The sequence below is a fragment of the Streptomyces sp. CBMA152 genome, from assembly GCF_014596475.1.
GTDB lineage: Bacteria > Actinomycetota > Actinomycetes > Streptomycetales > Streptomycetaceae > Streptomyces.
Window position 1 is genome coordinate 110,565 of record NZ_MECJ01000019.1, and the last position, 17,899, is coordinate 128,463.

Annotated in this window: 18 protein-coding genes; 9 read left to right on the forward strand and 9 right to left on the reverse strand. The window is 71.3% G+C overall.

Annotated features, from left to right (window positions below; all coding sequences use genetic code 11):
- Positions 1–11: 11 nt before the first annotated feature.
- Genes BG418_RS18265 through BG418_RS18280 form a run of 4 tightly spaced genes read right to left on the reverse strand, consistent with a single transcriptional unit; the run spans position 12 to position 5,453 of the window.
- Complete coding sequence (locus tag BG418_RS18265) at positions 12–1,358, reverse strand: lysine N(6)-hydroxylase/L-ornithine N(5)-oxygenase family protein (RefSeq protein ID WP_223185029.1); 1,347 nt, start codon at positions 1,356–1,358, stop codon at positions 12–14.
- Complete coding sequence (locus BG418_RS18270; RefSeq protein WP_188274974.1) at positions 1,355–2,884, reverse strand: ABC transporter substrate-binding protein; 1,530 nt, start codon at positions 2,882–2,884, stop codon at positions 1,355–1,357. The genes BG418_RS18265 and BG418_RS18270 overlap by 4 nt, the downstream gene beginning before the upstream one ends.
- A 29-nt stretch (positions 2,885–2,913) precedes the next feature.
- Positions 2,914–4,203, reverse strand: coding sequence for an ATP-grasp domain-containing protein (locus BG418_RS18275; RefSeq protein WP_188274975.1), 1,290 nt, complete (start codon positions 4,201–4,203; stop codon positions 2,914–2,916).
- Positions 4,200–5,453, reverse strand: coding sequence for an ATP-grasp domain-containing protein (locus tag BG418_RS18280; protein ID WP_188274976.1), 1,254 nt, complete (start codon positions 5,451–5,453; stop codon positions 4,200–4,202). Before BG418_RS18280 ends, BG418_RS18275 begins: the two co-directional genes overlap by 4 nt.
- Positions 5,454–5,688: 235 nt before the next feature.
- On the opposite strand from BG418_RS18280, the gene BG418_RS18285 reads away from it, so the two are divergent.
- The 6 genes from BG418_RS18285 to BG418_RS18310 are packed head-to-tail and all read left to right on the forward strand — an operon-like array spanning position 5,689 to position 9,964.
- Positions 5,689–6,933 (forward strand): MFS transporter, encoded by a 1,245-nt coding sequence (locus BG418_RS18285; protein WP_188274977.1) that lies wholly within the window; start codon positions 5,689–5,691, stop codon positions 6,931–6,933.
- A gap of 41 nt (positions 6,934–6,974) precedes the next feature.
- The gene (locus BG418_RS18290) at positions 6,975–7,610 is read left to right on the forward strand and encodes a DinB family protein (RefSeq protein ID WP_188274978.1); all 636 of its coding nucleotides are present in this window, start codon (positions 6,975–6,977) and stop codon (positions 7,608–7,610) included.
- Between the two features lie 41 nt (positions 7,611–7,651).
- The gene (locus BG418_RS18295; protein ID WP_188274979.1) at positions 7,652–8,428 is read left to right on the forward strand and encodes a 2OG-Fe dioxygenase family protein; all 777 of its coding nucleotides are present in this window, start codon (positions 7,652–7,654) and stop codon (positions 8,426–8,428) included.
- The gene (locus BG418_RS18300) at positions 8,428–8,877 is read left to right on the forward strand and encodes a GNAT family N-acetyltransferase (protein WP_188274980.1); all 450 of its coding nucleotides are present in this window, start codon (positions 8,428–8,430) and stop codon (positions 8,875–8,877) included. Before BG418_RS18295 ends, BG418_RS18300 begins: the two co-directional genes overlap by 1 nt.
- Positions 8,865–9,641, forward strand: a complete 777-nt coding sequence (locus BG418_RS18305; RefSeq protein WP_188274981.1) for an AzlC family ABC transporter permease — start codon at positions 8,865–8,867, stop codon at positions 9,639–9,641. Before BG418_RS18300 ends, BG418_RS18305 begins: the two co-directional genes overlap by 13 nt.
- Positions 9,638–9,964, forward strand: coding sequence for an AzlD domain-containing protein (locus tag BG418_RS18310; RefSeq protein ID WP_188274982.1), 327 nt, complete (start codon positions 9,638–9,640; stop codon positions 9,962–9,964). Before BG418_RS18305 ends, BG418_RS18310 begins: the two co-directional genes overlap by 4 nt.
- A gap of 72 nt (positions 9,965–10,036) precedes the next feature.
- Here BG418_RS18310 and sigJ read toward each other — a convergent pair whose 3' ends face one another.
- The 5 genes from sigJ to BG418_RS18335 all read right to left on the reverse strand — a co-directional run bounded on the left by sigJ (position 10,037) and on the right by BG418_RS18335 (position 15,956).
- Complete coding sequence (gene sigJ / locus BG418_RS18315; protein WP_398999281.1) at positions 10,037–10,951, reverse strand: RNA polymerase sigma factor SigJ; 915 nt, start codon at positions 10,949–10,951, stop codon at positions 10,037–10,039.
- Positions 10,948–11,724 carry an SDR family oxidoreductase gene (locus tag BG418_RS18320; RefSeq protein ID WP_188274983.1) on the reverse strand — a complete coding sequence of 259 codons (777 nt, stop codon included), beginning with the start codon at positions 11,722–11,724 and terminating at the stop codon, positions 10,948–10,950. Before BG418_RS18320 ends, sigJ begins: the two co-directional genes overlap by 4 nt.
- Positions 11,725–11,865: 141 nt before the next feature.
- Positions 11,866–12,828 (reverse strand): cation diffusion facilitator family transporter, encoded by a 963-nt coding sequence (locus tag BG418_RS18325; protein WP_188274984.1) that lies wholly within the window; start codon positions 12,826–12,828, stop codon positions 11,866–11,868.
- A gap of 12 nt (positions 12,829–12,840) precedes the next feature.
- Positions 12,841–15,108 (reverse strand): terpene synthase family protein, encoded by a 2,268-nt coding sequence (locus BG418_RS18330; protein ID WP_188274985.1) that lies wholly within the window; start codon positions 15,106–15,108, stop codon positions 12,841–12,843.
- 125 nt (positions 15,109–15,233) lie between these two features.
- Positions 15,234–15,956 (reverse strand): ANTAR domain-containing protein, encoded by a 723-nt coding sequence (locus tag BG418_RS18335; RefSeq protein ID WP_223185030.1) that lies wholly within the window; start codon positions 15,954–15,956, stop codon positions 15,234–15,236.
- A 123-nt stretch (positions 15,957–16,079) separates the two neighbouring features.
- Here BG418_RS18335 and BG418_RS18340 point away from each other — a divergent pair, with 123 nt between their 5' ends.
- From BG418_RS18340 to BG418_RS18350, 3 genes are all read left to right on the forward strand, one after another.
- Positions 16,080–16,685, forward strand: a complete 606-nt coding sequence (locus tag BG418_RS18340; protein WP_188274986.1) for an HhH-GPD-type base excision DNA repair protein — start codon at positions 16,080–16,082, stop codon at positions 16,683–16,685.
- Between the two features lie 173 nt (positions 16,686–16,858).
- On the forward strand, positions 16,859–17,155 hold the full coding sequence (locus BG418_RS18345) for a type II toxin-antitoxin system VapB family antitoxin (protein ID WP_053725882.1): 297 nt from the start codon (positions 16,859–16,861) through the stop codon (positions 17,153–17,155).
- 85 nt (positions 17,156–17,240) lie between these two features.
- Positions 17,241–17,888, forward strand: a complete 648-nt coding sequence (locus BG418_RS18350; protein ID WP_188274987.1) for a LytR C-terminal domain-containing protein — start codon at positions 17,241–17,243, stop codon at positions 17,886–17,888.
- Positions 17,889–17,899 lie beyond the last annotated feature (11 nt).

The following is a 17,899-nucleotide window of genomic DNA, read 5'->3' on the forward strand; positions in this document are numbered from 1 at the left end:
TGTCTTTCCGGTCAGGCGGCGGCGAGGGCGGCGGCGCGGTCGGTGCTGGGGTCGAGGGAGGCGGTGAGGCGGCTGGTCAGCGCGTCGGCGAGGGTCGCGGCGCGCAGCGAGAGCAGGCTGAAGGAGCCCGCGTCGCCGATGCCGTGGCTGGACTCGCACAGCCCGTTGAGGAAGAGCGGCGGTACGCCGTCGGCGACGGGCTGGAGCGCGTAGTCGGCGCCCACCAGCAGACGGCCGTCCGGCTCGGTGGTGAACCGGTCGGCGAGCGCGGCCATCAGCGGCGGGCACAGCTCCTCGTGCGCGGCCGGGCCCATGTTGCGGAAACCGGTGGCCAGCACCGCGAAGTCGACGGTGTCGGTGATCCGCTCGCCGGTGTGCCGCTCCACGAAGTCGAGCGCGACCCGCTCGCCCGCCTCGCGCACCGCCACGGCCTCGTGGTTGCCGCGCACGAACACCCGCTGCTCGCCGTCGAGTTCCTGCTCGTAGATGGTGAGGTAGAGCTCGCGCAGGACGTCGCCGTCGGCGGAGGAGTAGTTGGTGCCGTGCATATATGCGTCCAGCGCCTTCTTGCCCTCGCGGGAGGCCTGGAAGTAGTAGTCGGTGAACTCGGGGAAGTACCCCTCCTCGCTGAACGGGCTGGTGTCCTTGAGCCGCAGCGAGTGCGAGCGGGTGTACGTGGTGACCTTGGTGCGCGGGAAGCGACGGCTCAGGTCCAGCGCCAGCTCCACGGCGCTCTGGCTGCCGCCGATGACCGCGACCGACTCGGGCGCGCGGCCCTGACCGGCCAGCTCGGCGAGCCGGGGCAGGTACTGGGTGAGGTGGAAGACGCGCGGGGTGCGGACCGTGTCGTACGGGCTCGGGATGTACGGGGTGCGGCCGGGGCCGAGGACCAGGGTGCGGCCCAGATAGCGGTCGCCCGCCATGGTGGTCACCTCGTAAAGGCGCTCCCCGCCCGCCTCGACGACCTCGACGGACGCGGCCCGCTGGTTGCAGTCGACCAGGTGCGAGAAGAACGAGGACGCCCAGCGCAGATATCCGGCGTACTCCTTGCGCAGCGGGAACTCCGACGGCAGGTTCAGGTGGCGCAGCAACCGGCCCTGCTCGTGCAGGTAGTTGAGGAAGCTGTAGCGGCTGCGCGGGTTGCGCAGGGTCACCAGGTCGCGGCTGGGGTGGTTCTGGATGTCGGAGCCGTCGAGCAGCATGCCGGGCTGCCACTCGGGGGACGGGCGGGCCTCCAGGAAGCGGGCCGTGAGCGGCGAGTCGCGCTCCTCCAGGGCGATGGCGAGGGCGAGGTTGGCCGGCCCGAAGCCGACGCCGAGGATGTCGTACACCGGGCTCGTCATGGTCGCGGCGCTCATCGTGTGGTGCTCCTTGAAGTGACGGAGGAAGTGACAGAGGTGACGGTGGTGAGAGTGGGATTGCCGTCGAAGTCGATGCGCAGCCCGGCGATCCGGTCGGCGGCGTGCACGCGCTGGTCGGTGCGGTACCAGAGCGGGATCAGGGCCAGGTCGGCGAGGGCCGTGCGATCGGCGCGCCGCCAGGCGTCCGCGCGCTCGGCCGGGTCGGTGGCGGCGCGCGCCTTGGCGAGAAGGGCGTCGAACTCCGGGTTCACATACCGGCCTTCGTTGTCGCCGTGCGCGGTGCCGTCGGCGTCGGGCGCGGTGCACGAGGAGTGCAGCAGCGGGAAGAGCATGTTGTCGGGCGTCGGGTAGTCGCACGCCCAGCCCGCCCGGCAGAACCCGGCGGCGGCGAGGGAGGTGCGGTGGTCGACGAGGCCGCGCGCGTCGGTGCGGATCAGCTTGATCGCCCAGCCGAGGACATCGCGCAGACCGTCGGCGAGCGCGTGCACCCAGTCGTCGTGGCCCGCGCCCGTGTTGTACGCGAAGTCGACGCGGCTGCCCGGCGGAAGCCCGGCGTTGAGGGCCGCGGCCCTGGCCCGCTCGGGGTCGTACGTGGTCCAGTCGTCCTCGAACTCCCCGCGCGGGGTGTGCGCCTCGCCGAACCAGGGCGAGAGCAGCGAGTGCGCGACGGTGCGGCTGCCGTGGAAGTACGTGTCGATCAGGCTCTGGCGGTCGATGGCGGCCGACAGTGCCCGGCGAGCGTCGAGCGAGTCCATCGGCGCCTGGTGGCAGAACGGGATCAAGTAGAAGAGCCCCGCGCCCTCCTGCTCCAGGAACCCGTCCGATGCGGCGGCCTCGGCGGTACGGGCGGGCGGGATACGGGCGTAGTCGTACGTGCCGTCCAGGAACCGCTCGTACTCGTCGTCCAGGGCCGTGACGGGGTCGAGGATGTCGATCCGGACCTCCGCGATCTGGGGCGTGGGCCCGAACCAGCGGTCGTTGCGCAGCAGCCGGATCGACTCGCCGTGCCGCCACGGCTCCGCCATCACGAACGGCCCGTTGCCGATCGGCATGTCGTTGTACGAGGGGTCGAGCGCCGGGCCCGTGCCGCTCGGCACCGGGCTGAAGATGGGCTGAAGCGTCTTGAGGTCGAACTCGACGTCCGGCTCGGCCAGTTCGACGATCAGCGTGTCGTCGCTGTCGGCGCGGAAGGAGCGCACGCCCGCCAGGTGGTAGGCGGTCTCCGTGTTGGCCGCCGGGTCGAGCGCCCGCGTCCAGCCCCGTACGAAGCTGTGCGCGGTGACCGGCTCGCCGTCGCTGAACACCGTGTCGGTGCGCAGGGTGAAGGTCCAGACGGTCGCCGTGTCGTCGCTGTGCCAGGAGGAGGCGGTGGCCGGGGCGAGGCGCCCGTCCTCGTCGAGGGCCAGCAGCCCGGTGAACAGGGCCTTGCAGACCAGGATGCCCTCCCCTTCCTGGGCCTTGTAGGGGTCGATGGCGGTGGGTTCGGTGATGCCCATGCGGAACACGGGGTCGGTGGCGTGCACGTACAACTCTTTCCGCTTGTTCTCGCAGGTCAGACGGTCGATGCGGCCGGTACGACCACGACGTCCAGGCGTTCGTCGAGGTCGGCGGCGATGCGCTCGACCCGGTCGATGTCGGCGGGCTCCCGGTAGGGCGCGGCCACCGCGAGCGAGCCGGCGATCTCGTACCAGCCCTCGGGGGCGCGCCGCAGCCGGGCGCCGGGCCTGGAGGCGGTGATGTACGAGCGGAAGTACGGGGAGTGGAAGGCGTCGCCGGGGTTGTTGCGGACCAGCGTCCCGGTCCGGTAGGCGAACTTGATGCAGGTCGCGGCGCGCGGGACGGCCGCCCTCGGGACCTCGCCGGTGAGGATCTCGGCACGTTCGGCGGGGTCGTCCCCGGCCAGTACGGCTTTCGCGTAGAGGCGGACCGCGTCGATGCCGTGGACCTCGCGCAGATTGCGGTAGTTCTGCCCGCCGCTCATCCGGGTGGCGAACTCCACGACCCGGTAGCGGCCCTCGGCGTCCTGCCGGAACTCCGCGTTGAACAGGGCGTGTTCGACGCCGAGCCCCGCGACGATCGCCTCCGCGACCGCGACCAGACCCGGCTCCTCCTCGGGCGTGCGGAACGGGAGCGTGTAGAAGTCCTCCTCGAAGTACGGGCCCGGCATCTGCATCTTGTTGGTGACGCCCACCAGATGGAACCGCCCGGCCACGACCACCCCGTCGAGGGTGACCTCCTTGCCCGGCAGGAAGTCCTCCAGGAGCGCGATGTCGGGGCCGTCCATGGGGAAGTAGCCGGCCCACTGCTCGACGAGCTTCGTGATGTCTTCGAGCGCCCGCTCCAGACCGTCCCGGTCGTGGACCAGGCTGACGCCCATGGAGGCGGCGAGCGCGCTGGGCTTCACGATGAAGGGGTACGTGAACGACTCGGCGGCGGCGAGCCCCGACTCGACCCCCGTCACCGCGACCGCACGCGGACCCGGCAGCCCGTGCCGCTCCAGGAACGCGCGCTGGAGCCGCTTGTCGCGGGAGATCTCGTCGGCCTCCGGGCGCGGCCAGGAGTGGCCGAGCAGCTGGTTGACCCGCGAGGTCACCACGATGTCGCTGTCGTAGAAGGTGAGGGCGCTGGCGATCCCGAGATCGACGGCGGCCTTGGCGCAGACCTCGGCCAACTCCTCTGATTCCAGGCCCTTTTCGAGCCGTACGACGGAGGCGAACCGGCCGTCGTCCTCGGCCTCGGCGACCTGGGTGGCGAGATGGATCTCCAGACCCATCCGCTCCAGCGTCTCGATGTGCTCGCGGTGCCACGCGTACGTGTTCCGCATGATCAGCAGGATCTTCACGCGCCCGCTCCTTCGGTGACCACGGTGACCTTCTCGGTCAGGCGCTCGGCGGTGGCGATCGCGGCGGCGGTGTCGGCGCCGGTGGTGAGCACCTGGCCGACGCGGTCCCAGTTGCCGCGCAGCTCGCCGACCGTGTCGCCGGGGCGGACGGTGGTCTCCACGTCGATGACGTCGTCGAGCTCCTTCGCCTCCTCGGCGCCCTGGATCTCCACGACCGTGCCGGGCCGCGCCGACAGGAAGCGGGTGGCGGCCGACGTACGCGGGACCGGGCGGCCGGTGAGGGCCGGGATCAGCTCGAACTGCCAGGCCACGATCCATTCTTCGAGGTCGATGCCGAACGCCGCGTCCAGCAGGTCGAAGATCCGGTCACCGCCCATCCGGTTGTGGCTCTCGATGATCTGCGGGCCCGACGGGGAGAGCCGCAGCTCGGTGTGGGCGGCGCCGTCCCTGAGCCCGACCGCGTCCAGGAAGCGGCTCACGGCCTGCTCGATCCGGCGCTCGTCGGCGGGGTCGAGCCGGGCCGGCAGCGCGTGCCCCAGCTCGATGAACCCCTCGCCGCCGGTCAGCTTCTCGGTGACGGCGAGCACGATGTGGCGCCCGGCGAACGAGAAGGTCTCCACGCTGTACTCGGGCCCGGAGATGTACTGCTCGGCGAGGAACCGGCCGATGGTGAAGAACGCGCCCCACTGCAGATCGGTCCGCGCCCGCAGCGCCTCCACGTCCGCCCAGGCCGCCTCGGCCTCTTCCGGTCCATCGATCCGTACGACCCCGAGGCTGGCGGTCGCGTCGACGGGCTTGAGGACGAACGGGTAGCCGTGGGCCGCGCCGAAGTCCACCAGGTCCTGGGCGCCCGCCACTTCGGCGGCGGCGACGGAGAGCGCGCGGACCTCCTGGGACTCCGAGGCGGCCAGATGGCGACGCATCGCGTGCTTGTCCCGCAGGAGTTCGGCGACCTCCTCACAGGTGCCGCCGAGCCCGAGGTGGCAGCTGATCCGCCCGGCCGGGACCAGACCAGGCTCGGTGATCGAGACGACCCGGGTGAACCCGTACGCCTGGTGGGCCGCCTCGACGAGCGGGCGGGTGGTGGTCCAGTCGGTGTAGTCGGCGATGAGGACGGCCTCGGCGAGCCGCGCGGCTTCCGGCACGAACTGGTCCTTGTGCTGGATCAGTACGAAGCGGATTCCCAGCGCCGCCGCCTTGCGCAGCGTCTGTATCCGGCCGCCGACGACGAGAAGCATGTGATCGGTCATGGCCAGAACTCTGCGGCAGGAATTGCGGCGGGGAAATGCTTTCCGGCTGGCACAAGCGTGCACGGCACGAATGACGCGCGGCGGCCTGCGGAACGGGGTGCTGGCACGAATGTGCCAAGCCGTTTCGTGCCAGCTCACAGCCCTGGGCAGGGCTGTGAGCAGTGGGTTTCATGGTGGCCATCACCTCCCCGAAAGCCTCCCCCCGACCCCGGTGTCCCCCGGAAGGAGCCCCGCCATGGCGGCGAGCGACGAGCCCCTGCGCCGACGATTGCGCGAACTGCCCAGAAGCGCCTGGGTGATCTTCGCCGGAATGTTCCTCATCAAATTCGGCAATTTCCTCAACGTATTCCTGGTGCTTTTCCTCGTCTCGAAGGGTTTCTCCGCCTTCCAGGCGGGCGTCGCCCTCGGCACGGTCGGGCTCGGCGCCTTCGTCGGCAACGCGGTGGGCGGCGCGGTCGCCGACCGCTTCGGGCGGCGCACCGCGATCGCGGTGTCGATGTTCGGCTCCAGCGCGGCGACGGTGGCGGTACCGCTGACCGGCGGCCTGTACACCACGACCGCGCTTGTCGGCCTGGTCGGCGTCTTCGCGCAGCTCTACCGCCCGGCGGCGGGCGCGCTGCTGATCGACACGGTGGCGGAGGAGCGCCGGGTGACGGCGTTCGCGGTGCTGCGGCTCGCCATCAACGTCGGCATGGCGGTCGGCCCGCTGGTCGGCGGCCTGCTGAGCGGCTACTCGTACACGTACGTCTTCCTCGGCGACGCGCTCTTCTCCTTCGCCTTCGGCACGCTGGCGCTGCTCACGCTCCCGGCGGGGCGACCGGTCGCGCAGGACGTCCCGCCGGACGCCAAGTCGGCCTCGGGCAAGGGCGGTTACCGCGAGGTCTTCGCCGACCGGCCGTACCTCCTCTTCCTCGGCTCGATGGTCGCGGCGACCTTCGTGTACGGGCAGTCGACGGCCACGCTGCCGCTGCACGTCACGGACGCGGGCTTCGGCAACGGCGTCTACGGTCTGCTGCTCGGGCTCAACGCGCTGCTGTGCGTGGTCATCGAGCTGCCGCTCACCAAGTACACCGAGCGCCGCGACCCGCGCCGGGTGATCGCCGCCGGTCTGGTGCTGCTCGGCATCGGCATGGCGCTGACGGGGGCGATGAGCGCGGTGTGGCTGCTCGCGCTGACCGTGGCGATCTGGACGGTCGCCGAGACGGTCTACACCCCGATCGCCAACGCCTACCCCGCCGAGTTCTCGCCCGCCCATCTGCGCGGCCGCTACCAGGGCGCCGAGGGCATCGCCCACACCCTGGCCGGCGCGCTCGGCCCGGCCGTCGGCGGCCTGCTCTACAGCGTCTCGCCGCCGCTGCACTGGACGGTCTGCGGAGCCGTGGCCTGCGTGGGGGCGCTGCTGATCCTGGGCGCGAAGCCGCGTGTGCGGGAGGAGGTGTCGACGACGACGGAGCCGCTGACGGCCGCCGCCACCAACTGACGTATCCAGCCAGCCAGTTCACTCACCGGAGAGCACACATCATGACCACCGAGATCGCACCCGGGACCGGGATCACCCCCGAGTCCCAGTCCGTCCACCGCATCGACATCCCCTCGGCCACCGAGGACCCCGCCGCGTACGTCACCGCGCTGCTCGACGTCGCGGGCGAGCGCGACCCGTTCGACGTGCTGGCCAAGACGCCCGTCTGGGCGCGGCAGCTCTTCGCGGATCTGCCGACCGAGCTCGCCGAGACGGTGCCGGAGGAGGGCGAGTGGCCGGCCGCGTTCATCGTCGGCCACCTCTTCGACGTCGACATCGTCTACGGCTTCCGCTGGCGCCTGGTGGCCACCGAGGACAACCCCGTCTACCCCGGCTACGACGAGGCCCTGTGGGCCCCGCTGCCCCGGCTGCCGTTCCGCCAGATGCTCGACGCCTGGACCGGGCTGCGCGCCTCCAACGTGGCGCTGCTCGCGTCCCTGCCCGCCGCCGACTGGCAGCGCACCGGCCGCCACGGCGAGCAGGGCGGCGAAACGATGGAGGTCATGATCCGCAAGGTCATCGGCCACGACATCGCGCACATCAACCAGATCTACCGGGCGATCCGCCTGGTCCGCCAGGCGGCGGGTCTCGACGTGGCCGAGCTGGACGCCACGTACGAGTCGCTGGGCCTGCGCTGACCCCTTTCGTATCCACTCAACTCACCGACAAGGAACAGAAGATGACCACCGCTGCCCTGATACCGGCCCCCGGGACCATCACCTCCGTCGGCCCCGACCTGCGCGAAGAGCTGCGCGAGCGGCGTTACGCGCTGGTGTCGGCCAAGGACCTCACCCTGGACCCCGAGCTCGCGGCCGCGTTCGACGGCCTCCAGGAGTCCTGGGGCCGGCTCACGCCGGACGAGCACTTCGGCGGCGGCGACCGCGCCGTGCGCACCCGCCGCTACAGCGACTTCACGTACGTCCCCGCCACCGGCGAGCTCGCGCCGCTCGACCATGTCGCGTACTTCCAGAGCGAGGAGATGAACTCGTTCGTCGGCGGCGTGGTGCGCCACTTCGGCGACGTCGAGGAGTCGACGTACCGCAACCCGCTCTTCCAGGCGCTCGTACGGTACGACTTCGACAACCTGCCGATCGAGGACGAGTACCGCGACCGCGCCTGGCAGTGCCAGATCCACCAGATCCGGATCGAGATCAACGCGGGCCAGTACAACGAGCTGGTGCCCGAGGGCATCCACTCCGACGGCTACCCGTGGGCGGGCCTGCACCTGATCTCGCGCGTGGACGTCGAGGGCGGCCACAGCACGGTGTTCACCTGGGAGGAGGAGCCGCTGGCCAAGGCGACGTTCCTGACCCCGCTCGACTCGCTGATCTTCGAGGACCGGGCGATGAAGCACCACGTCACCGGCCTGAGCGCGGCCGAGGACAAGGGCGGCTACCGCGACGTCCTGGCGATCTCGTTCTCGCTGCCGGGCTCGCCGTACGAGACGCTGGTCTGATGAGCGCGGCGGTACTGGCGCTCGCGCCGCAGGCGGTCTCCGCGCCGATGTCGGCCTCGGACGTCCCGCAGGTGATCGCGCTGCTGCGGGCGGCACCGCAGACCGCGTACTGCGAGTGGGAGAACGAATCGCTCCTGCGGGCCCACCTGGCCCACTCGGCCGAGCTGTGCCGGGTGGTCCGGGACCCGGCGGGCCGGGTCGTCGGCGCGCTGCTCGCGGGCAGCTTCGGGGTACGCGGCAGCATCAGCCACGCCGTGGTCACCCCGACCCACCGCCAGGCGGGCCTGGCCCGCCTGATGGCCCGCGACGCCCTGACGGCCTTCCGCGCCCGAGGCGTACGCCGAGTCCACCTGGCCGTCCTGGACGGCAACCCGGCGGCGGCCGCGCTGTGGACGGCCGTGGGCTTCCGCCCGGCGCTGGGGGAGAGGACGTACGAGTGCGACCTGTAGAAGCCGTACCGGTCCCCGGGGGACTCGCCCCCGGGGCCGGGCGGGCCCCCCGCCCACTCGCCACCGGCCTCGCCCAGGCCGTCCCCGTCATGCTCGGCTACGTACCCGTCGCCTTCGCCTTCGGCGTCCTCGGCCACACCGCAGGCCTCCCCGGCTGGGCCCTGATCGGCATGTCCCTGTTCGTGTACGGAGGTTCATCCCAGTTCGCCGCCCTCCAGCTCATAGGAGTCGGCGCGGCCCCGTACGCCATCGTCCTCACCACCTTCGTGGTGAACCTCCGCCACCTCCTGCTCTCGGCAGCCGTCGCCCCCCGCCTGGCCGCATGGCGACGGCGTGAACAGGCCCTGTTCGCCTATGAGTTGACGGACGAGGCGTTCGCCGTGCACTCGGCGCAGTACGGCGAGCGACCCCACCGCCCCAAGGCCGAGGTGCTGAGCTTCAACCTCGCCGTACACGCCTCCTGGGTGGCGGGCACCGTCGCGGGCGTACTGGCCGGAGACCTGGTCACCGACGTACGCGCGCTCGGCCTCGACTACGCGCTGCCCGCCATGTTCATGGCCCTGCTCGCGGCCGGGATCGTCACGGACCGGCGCCAGCTGGCGGTCGCGGCGGTGGCGGGCGGCGGCGCGGTCGTCCTGACGCTGCTGGGCCTCCAGTACTGGGCGGTGCTGGTCGCGGCGGCGCTGGCGGCGACCTTCGGCCTGGCGATCGCGCCGAGCGAACCGGCAGAGGACCCGACCCAGAACGAAAGAACCCTCCAATGAGCCAGCTCACCCTCGCCCTCACGATCGCCGGAATGGCCGCCGTGACCTTCGGCCCCCGGCTGCTGCCCACGCTCTTCCTGGCGGCGGCGCGACTGCCCCGCCCGGTGGTGGTGTGGCTGCGCCAGGTCCCCCCGGCGGTCATCGCCGCGCTGCTCGCGCCCTCGCTGTTCGTACCGTCGGGCCACCTAGACGTCGGCCCGACCAACTACGGCCTCTGGCTGGCCGTTCCCACCCTGTTCCTGGCCTGGCGGACCCGGAACTTCTACCTCACGATCGCCTTCGGCATCGGCGCACTGGCCGCGCTCCGGCTGGTCACCGCATGACACGTGACCAGCCGGAGCGGGCTCTCCTGGACTCCCCGGACCGGTCGGCGTGGCTCGGGGTTCAGGACACGCCTACGCGTCCGGTACGTGAAGGAGCTTGTCCGGGTTACGGATCGCGTCCACGGAAGTGATCCGGCCGCCATCGACGGTGATCGCCACGATCGTCCGGGCACCGTCCCAGTGCCACAGGGCAAGACCGGGCGCGCCGTTGACATGGGCCAGGCGCAGCCCGTCCGGCGGGACATGGACCCGGGTGAGCGCGATGAGGCCGCGCGCGACACTCTCCGCCCCCCGCACGATCCCCCGCAGCGCCGTCACCTTCCCGCCGCCGTCACCGCGCCAGACCACTCCGGGGTCGAGCAGTGCGACCAGCCGCTCCAGATCGCCCTCCTGGCACGCCTTGCCGAACGCGCTGACCAGTTCCCGCTGGCGGGCGTACCCGGCGGGGTGGTGCGGACGGCTGCTGTCGACATGGCGGCGGGCCCGGGACGCCAACTGGCGTACGGCCGCCGGGGTACGGCCCACGACGCCCGCGACCTCCTCGAAGGGCAGCCCGAACACGTCGTGCAGCAGGAACGCGGTGCGCTGCGCGGGCGACAGCTCGTCCAGGACGATCATCAGCGCCATCGACACCGACTCGTCCAGCGTGACCCGGTCGGCGGGGTCCTGCTCGTCCGGCGCGTGCTCGACCAGCGGCTCGGGCAGCCACGTACCGACGTACCGCTCACGCCGTACGCGCGCGCTCCCCAGCGCGTCCAGGGCGAGACGCCCCACGGTCGTCGTCAGCCAGGCCCGCAGATCCCGTACGGCCCCGGGGTCCTTGAGGCCGCGCAGCCGCAGCCACGCCTCCTGGACGCAGTCCTCCGCCTCGGCGAGGCACCCGGTCGTCGTGTACGCGACCCGCAGCAGCCGGGGCCGCTCCCGCTCGAAGGCCCGGGCCAGACCGTCCTCGCTCGACAGCGGGCCGCGCCCACCGACCGTGCTCACCGCAGCCCCGCGACGCTCGCCCACACCTGTTCGGTGCGCAGCCACTCCCCGAACGACATGGTGCCGCGTACGTCCGGTTTCTCCACGGTGAGCGCGCCCGACCGCAGCGCCTGGCCCACGGGCCCCGGCAGCGGCACCGGCATCAGGACCGCCTTGCGGCCCGTCACCGTGCGCCAGACCCGCGCCATCTCCCGTACGTCGGTGTCCTCGGGCCCGCAGACCTCGATACGTCCCCGGTGCGGCACCCCCTCCGCCACATCGGCGACCACCCAGGCGGCCTCCATGCAGGCGACCGTCCGCAGGCGTGCCCTGGGCACCGGCACCACGCCCCATTTGGCGGCGGACGAGAGCGCCGAGGCGAGCAGTTCATGGAACTGGGTGGCCCGCACAATCGTCCACGGCACGCGTCCCTCGCGTACCACCCACTCCTGCTCGGCCTTGGTCTGCAGATATCCCATCGGCACCATGTCGCAGCCCACGATCGAGACGCACACATGGTGCTGCACGCCGACCGCGCGGGCGGCGGCCAGCAGCCGCCGCGAGCCGTCGACGAGCGTCCGGGCCGCTCCCTTGGCGGACCCGTGCGCGTTGGACGCGTCCACCACGACCTCGCACCCCGACAGGGCGTCGATCAGCCCTTCACCGGTGGTCAGATCGACCTTGTAATCCGGGGACCGACGGCTCAAAACCCGCACCCGGTGCCCCCGCGTACGCAACTCCTCGGCGACGCGGCTACCCAGCGTCCCCGTCCCTCCCGCAATGGCGATGTCCATGTCCCTAGGACGACGCGCCGCCCCGGGATGTGACAAGCACGAACCGCGCCCCCGGTTGGTACCCGAGCCGATGCTGCCCCCTGTACCTACAGGGGCGCCGGGAACTGCGCGACAAGCCCCCACCGGCCCGCAGACAAACGCTCACCCATGCAGGGCACCGGCGGCCTCCGCATGCCCCTCGGGCTCCAGCTGAATGGTCGAGTGGGCAACATCGAAGTGCTCCCCCACGCACCGCTGCAACCGCCGCAACAACTCCCCGTACCCGTCAACAAGCGCCGCCTCCTTGACCACCACGTGCACGGTGAGCACAGGCATCCCGGACGTCACGGTCCAGCCATGCAGATCGTGAACGTCGACCACACCCCGCTCCTCCAGCAAATGCGCGCGGACCACCGCGAGGTCCACATCCTCCGGCGTCGCCTCCAGCAGCACCCGCACGGAATCCCGCAGCAACCCGTACGCCCGCGGCACGATCAGCAGCCCGATCACGATGGAGGCGATCGGGTCGGCCGCCTGCCAGCCGGTCAGCAGGATGACCAGACCGCCGACGATCACCGCGACCGAGCCGAGCGCGTCGCCGAGTACTTCCAGATACGCGCCGCGCAGATTGAGGCTCTGGTCCTTGGCGTCCCGCAGCAGCCACAGCCCGACCATGTTCGCCGCGAGCCCGCCCACCGCGACCGCGAACATCAGCCCGCCCTTGACCTCGACCGGCTCCGCGAACCGACCGATCGCCGACCACAGCACCCACACGAAGATCCCGACGAGCAGCAGCGCGTTCAGGACCGCCGAGAAGATCTCGACCCGGTAGAAGCCGAAGGTGCGGCGCGGGGTCGGGGCGCGCTGGGCGAGCGTGATCGCGCCGAGCGCGAGCGAGACGCCGACCGCGTCGGTGAGGCTGTGCGCGGCGTCGGCCAGCAGCGCGAGCGAGCCGGAGATCAGCGCGCCGACCACCTGGATGACGGTGATCGACGCGCTGATGCCGATGGTCCACAGCAGCCGGCTGCGGAACGTGCCGGTGAGGGTGCCCGAGGCCGAGGATGGGGGTCCCTCCCTGTTCGAGCGAAGCCGAGAACTCGGGGGAGGTCCGTGGTCATGGCCCATGCCGCAAGTCGATCACGCCCCGGCGAGCCCCGCGACCGGACGGTCCACCGGCGCGGGCGACAGCATCCGGTGGGCCAGCCGCAGCGCGTCCGTGCCCGGGCCGGAGGCGGCGAGGACGGACGGCACGACGTTCGGCAGCGAGCCGCCCCGTAGATCCTCCTCCGAGTAGCGCCGGCTGTGCCGGTGCCAGTTCAGGATGCCCGCGAGCCAGTCCTCCAGCTCCCGTACGTACGCGTCGAGCGCGGCCCCGCCGTCCCGGTCGAGCCCGAACTCCTCTACCAGCAGCGGCAGTTCGTGCTCCTTCACATGGAAGTACTGGCGCAGCCGCGAGCGCATGAGGTCGTCGACGATCCCGAGGGCGGTCGGGTAGTCGCACCCGAAGAAGCGCTCCACGACGAGGACCAGATTGTGCACCTCGCCCTCGAACTCGATCTCCTTCTGATAAGAGAAGACGTCGTTGATCAGCATCCCGTAGTCCATGGCCGCGTGCTCCAGGGCCTCCATCGTCCCGGTCCGGAACAGCTCGGCCGGAAGCGCGTCGAGGTGCCGCAGCCGGCTCAGCGCCAAGGTCGCCTCGGAGCCGAAGGTCTCCCGGCGCATCTCGATGAAGTCGACCGGGTCGGGGATGCGGTGCTGGGCCTGGTTGTGGAGCTCCCACAGCCAGCTCCTCAGCATCACCTCGCTCCCCCGACGCAACTCCCCCCGCGCACGCGGGGACATCGGGGCGGCCGAGCGCACCCAGACGTCCGCGAGCGCGCGCTCCATCGGGGTCGCGGCGAGCGCCGCCCCGGCCGCCGGATCGTCCACGTCCATGCAGTCCAGCATCCGCTCGACGCACAGCCGCGCCCCGACGAGATCGCGCGAACGCCCGTACACCAGCGGGAAGTAGTCGTCCGCGTACGTACCCCAGGTCAGCCACTCCGCACTGAGCTCCAGCTCCTCCAGGGTGGCGTCGGGGTCGAGCCCGGCCGCGCAGAGCGTGAAGTCGTAGCCACGGAGCTTGTGTTCGTCCCAGATGTCGTCGAGCAGCCCCATCCGGTCCGCCCAGGCGACGGAGAGATCGCGCGCCTCGGCCAGATGCGGGCTGATCGTCAGCGGGAACGGCATGGCGAAGTCGGGCAGCAGGGACGGCCCGACGTGCTGCATCGGCACATGGGCGTGGCTGCGCAGCCGGGCCTGCGCCGGGCGGCCGAAGAGGGTCTTGATGTCGAGCGCGGAGGTGCCGAGTGCCGAGGTGCCGAGCGCGGAGGTGCCGAGCAGCCCGTCGGCCGTCGCCGTACGCGTCCGCGCCTCCTGGTTCATGTACCGGCTGGAGCGCATGTGCCACTCGTGGCCGCCGGACTGCCAGTCCTGGAGGCCCTTGACGTACGCGGCGACCCGCGCGCACTCCTCGGGGTCGAGCCCCTTCTCCAGGCAGAGCGGCGGGAGTTCGGTCAGCGCGGTGTTCTCGAACTGCTGGAGCCGCGAGGTGAGCAGATCGTTGACGGTCTCGGCGGCCTCCTGCGTCGTACACCCGAGAAAGGTCTCAAGGACGAGGATCCCGTTGCTCAACTCCCCCTCGTCCTCGACCTCCCGCTGATACGAGAAGAGGTCGTTGCGCAGATGGACGCTGTCCGCGAAGGCGTCGGTGAGGACGCGCAACGGCCGGGAGCCCGCGACGGCGTGCGGGATCTCGGCGTCCGCCGCGTACTCGACGAGCCCCGCCGACCAGGGCGCGCCGCCCACCTTGCGCCGCATCTCGATGTACTCGACGGGGTTGGCGATCCGCCCCTCGTTGATGTTGACGAGCTCCCACATCGACTCGTTCAGCAGATTGCGGGTGGACTCGGCGAACCGTTCCCGCCAGCCGTACGACATGCTCGGCACGGTCCGCGCCCACAGGTCCGCGAGGCCCTTCTCGACCTGGTTGACCGGCTCGGGGAACCCGTCGGCGAGGTCCATCGGCATGAACGCGGCCAGCCGCTCCAGATACTTCCTGCCGCCGTCACGGTCGAGCGTGCGCTTGAACGCCTCCAGGAAGTGGTCGTCGAAGAAGAACACCCACACGTACCAGTCGGTGACCAGCGACAGCGCGTCGGCGTCGCAGTCGGGGTGGGTGTACGAGCACAGCAGCGCGTAGTCGTGCGCGTCGAGGTCGCTCTGCTCCCAGATCCCCGACCCCTCCAGCATGCCCATCTCGCGGGCCCACGCGCGCGAGTGCGTACGGGCCGCTTCGAGATGGGGATTGAGCCGTGCCGGATACGGCATATAGAAATCCGGCAGGACGAACGGCTGGCTCACTGGGCTTCCCCTCCTGATGGCACCAGTTGGTCCGCCCAGCACTACCCCGCGCGCCCGAAGGCATTCGGAATGGGCGCGCCGGTCATACGAAAGCGTGAGTTCACGAGAACGTACGTACGAGAGGGTTACGGTCGCCGCGCCCTCCCGGCAGTCCTCATCACCGTCGTGTCCACCTCGCCCGCGATGACCCCCCTCGCCAGCACGGCGATCCGTAGCCCATGCGTACGGGCGTAGTCGCGGAGGACCGCGAACGCCTCGTCGACGGTCATCCGCCAGCGTTCGGCGAGGATTCCCTTGGCCTGTTCGATGACGATTCGGCTGGTCAGCGCGGCTGAGAGCTGGTCGCGCTCGATGCGGCCGCGCTCCAGGGCGCGCCCCTGGACGACGGCGACGGCCGCGAGGGCGGCCAGGGCCTGGGCGAGGGCGACGCCGTCGGGCGCGAGGGGGCCGGGGTCGCGCTGGAAGAGGGTCAGCGCGCCGACCGCCGCGCCCCGGCCGGGCGGTCGCAGCGGCAGGGTGTGGGCGACGGCGAATCCGGTGCGGCGGGCCCGGGCCGTGAAGTGCGGCCAGCGGGCGGCGGCCGCGGGGTGGCCGAGGTCGATGCCGGTGCGGGCGGTGCCGGTGCGGTGGCAGTCCACGCACGGCCCCTGACCGCGTTCGACGGCGAACGTCTCCAGGAGCCGGGTGGGTTCGTCGGAGGCGGCGACGAGCGTGAGCTCGTCGTTGCCGTCGGCGGCCACGACGGCGCCGGAGGCGAGGCCGAGCACGTCCGCGCAGCGCCCCGCGAGGCCCTGGAGGACGCCTGTCATGTCGACGGAGTCCAGGTCGTCGGACAGGGAACCGCTCAAGACGTGGGCCACCTCCACAACCGATACGGGACGGATGGAACGTTCCCCTGCTTCTGCCCGCAAACGGACGGGGACACGCGCGTCCGCGTGCGGGAGCGGGTGCGCGCGCCGATGATCGATGCCATGGCACCCGAGAAGCAGCCCACGACCCTGCACCTGGCCCAGCAGCCCGAGGCGGACGAGCTGCTGAGCCGCAGTCCGCTGGCCGCGCTGGTCGGCATGCTGCTCGACCAGCAGATCCCGATGGAGTGGGCCTTCGCGGGCCCGTACACGATCGCGACGCGGATGGGCGCGGACGACCTCGACGCGGCGACGATCGCGGCATACGACCCGGAGGCGTTCGCGGAACTCCTCAAGGAGAAGCCCGCGGTGCATCGCTACCCCGGGTCGATGGCGCAGCGGGTGCAGCAGCTGTGCCGCTTCCTGGTGGAGGAGTACGGCGGCGACCCCGAGGCGGTGTGGCGGGACGCCGCGACCGGCGCGGAACTCCTCACCCGCCTCAAGGCCCTCCCCGGCTTCGGCGACCAGAAGGCCCGCATCTTCCTCGCCCTGTTGGGCAAGCAGTTGGGCGTCCGCCCCCCGGGCTGGGCCGAAGCCGCGGGCCCCTACGGCGAGTCCGACTGCCACCGCTCGGTCGCCGACATCACGGGCCCGGAGACCCTGGCGAAGGTACGGGCGTACAAACAGGAGATGAAGGCGAAGGCGAAGGCGAAGACAAAGGGCGCGTGACCCAGCTCTGTGGCTGCGTCCCGATAGGGGCGCGGGGAACTGCGCGAGCAACCCGGCACGGTCCGCAGCCGAACACTGACGCGCGCACTATGTCGCATTCGCCGGGCTTGCCCCGGGATCGCGCTGACGCACCATGGCTGCGCCATGAGCCGCTTGCCCGGTAGGCTTTCCGTGTGATCTTCAAGCGCATCGGAAGCGGGCGGCCGTACCCCGACCACGGCCGGGAAAGCACCCGGCAGTGGGCGGACGTCGCGCCGCGCCCGGTCCGGCTCGATCAGCTCGTCACCACGAAGGGGCAGCTCGACCTGGAGACCCTCCTCGCGGAGGACTCCACGTTCTACGGCGACCTCTTCGCCCATGTCGTGAAGTGGCAGGGCGACCTCTACCTGGAGGACGGGCTGCACCGCGCGGTGCGCGCGGCGCTTCAACAGCGCCAGGTGCTGCACGCGCGCGTACTGGAGATGGACTGACCCTTTCGGGCTCTTTCCGGCGCATACGGCGCCATCCATTGATCATTTAGTAGGCATCGTCACCGGGCGGCACTACGCTGCCCACATGAGCATGCTCACTCCCCCCGGCATGGGCGGAAAGTACCGCATCACGGGTGACAAGTACCCGAGGATGCGCCGCCCCCGCCGACGCGGCCGAATCCTGCTCGCGGCGGTCGCCGCCGTCGTGGTCCTCGGCCTGATCGGCTGGGGGACGATCCAGCTCATCGACGTATTCGGCGGGTCGGACGACGCCAAGAAGGACTCCGCGGCAGGCTCCGGCCACGACTGCCCGGCGAGCCCGAAGCCGTCCGCCTCGACCGCCACGGCCGTGGCCGCCGCGCTGCCGAAGCCCGCGCAGATCACCGTCAACGTCTACAACGCGACGCCGCGCGGCGGACTCGCCAAGGACACGGCCGACGAGCTGAAGAAGCGCGGCTTCGCCATCGGCAAGGTCGGCAACGCGCCGGAGCCGTACGACAAGAAGGTCACCGGGAACGGGATACTGCTCGGCGCGTCCGCCGCCACGCGCGGATCGTTCGCGGTTCTGGGTACGCAGCTGAAGGGTGCGGCGCAGAAGACGGATACCCGGGCCACTGGGGACGTCGACCTCATTCTGGGTACGACGTTCCAGGCCCTGGATCCGGAGAAGGACGCGGCGACCGCCCTGGCCGCGCTGGCCAAGCCTGTCCCCGCGTCCTCCGGGAAGTGCTGAGCGCCCTACAG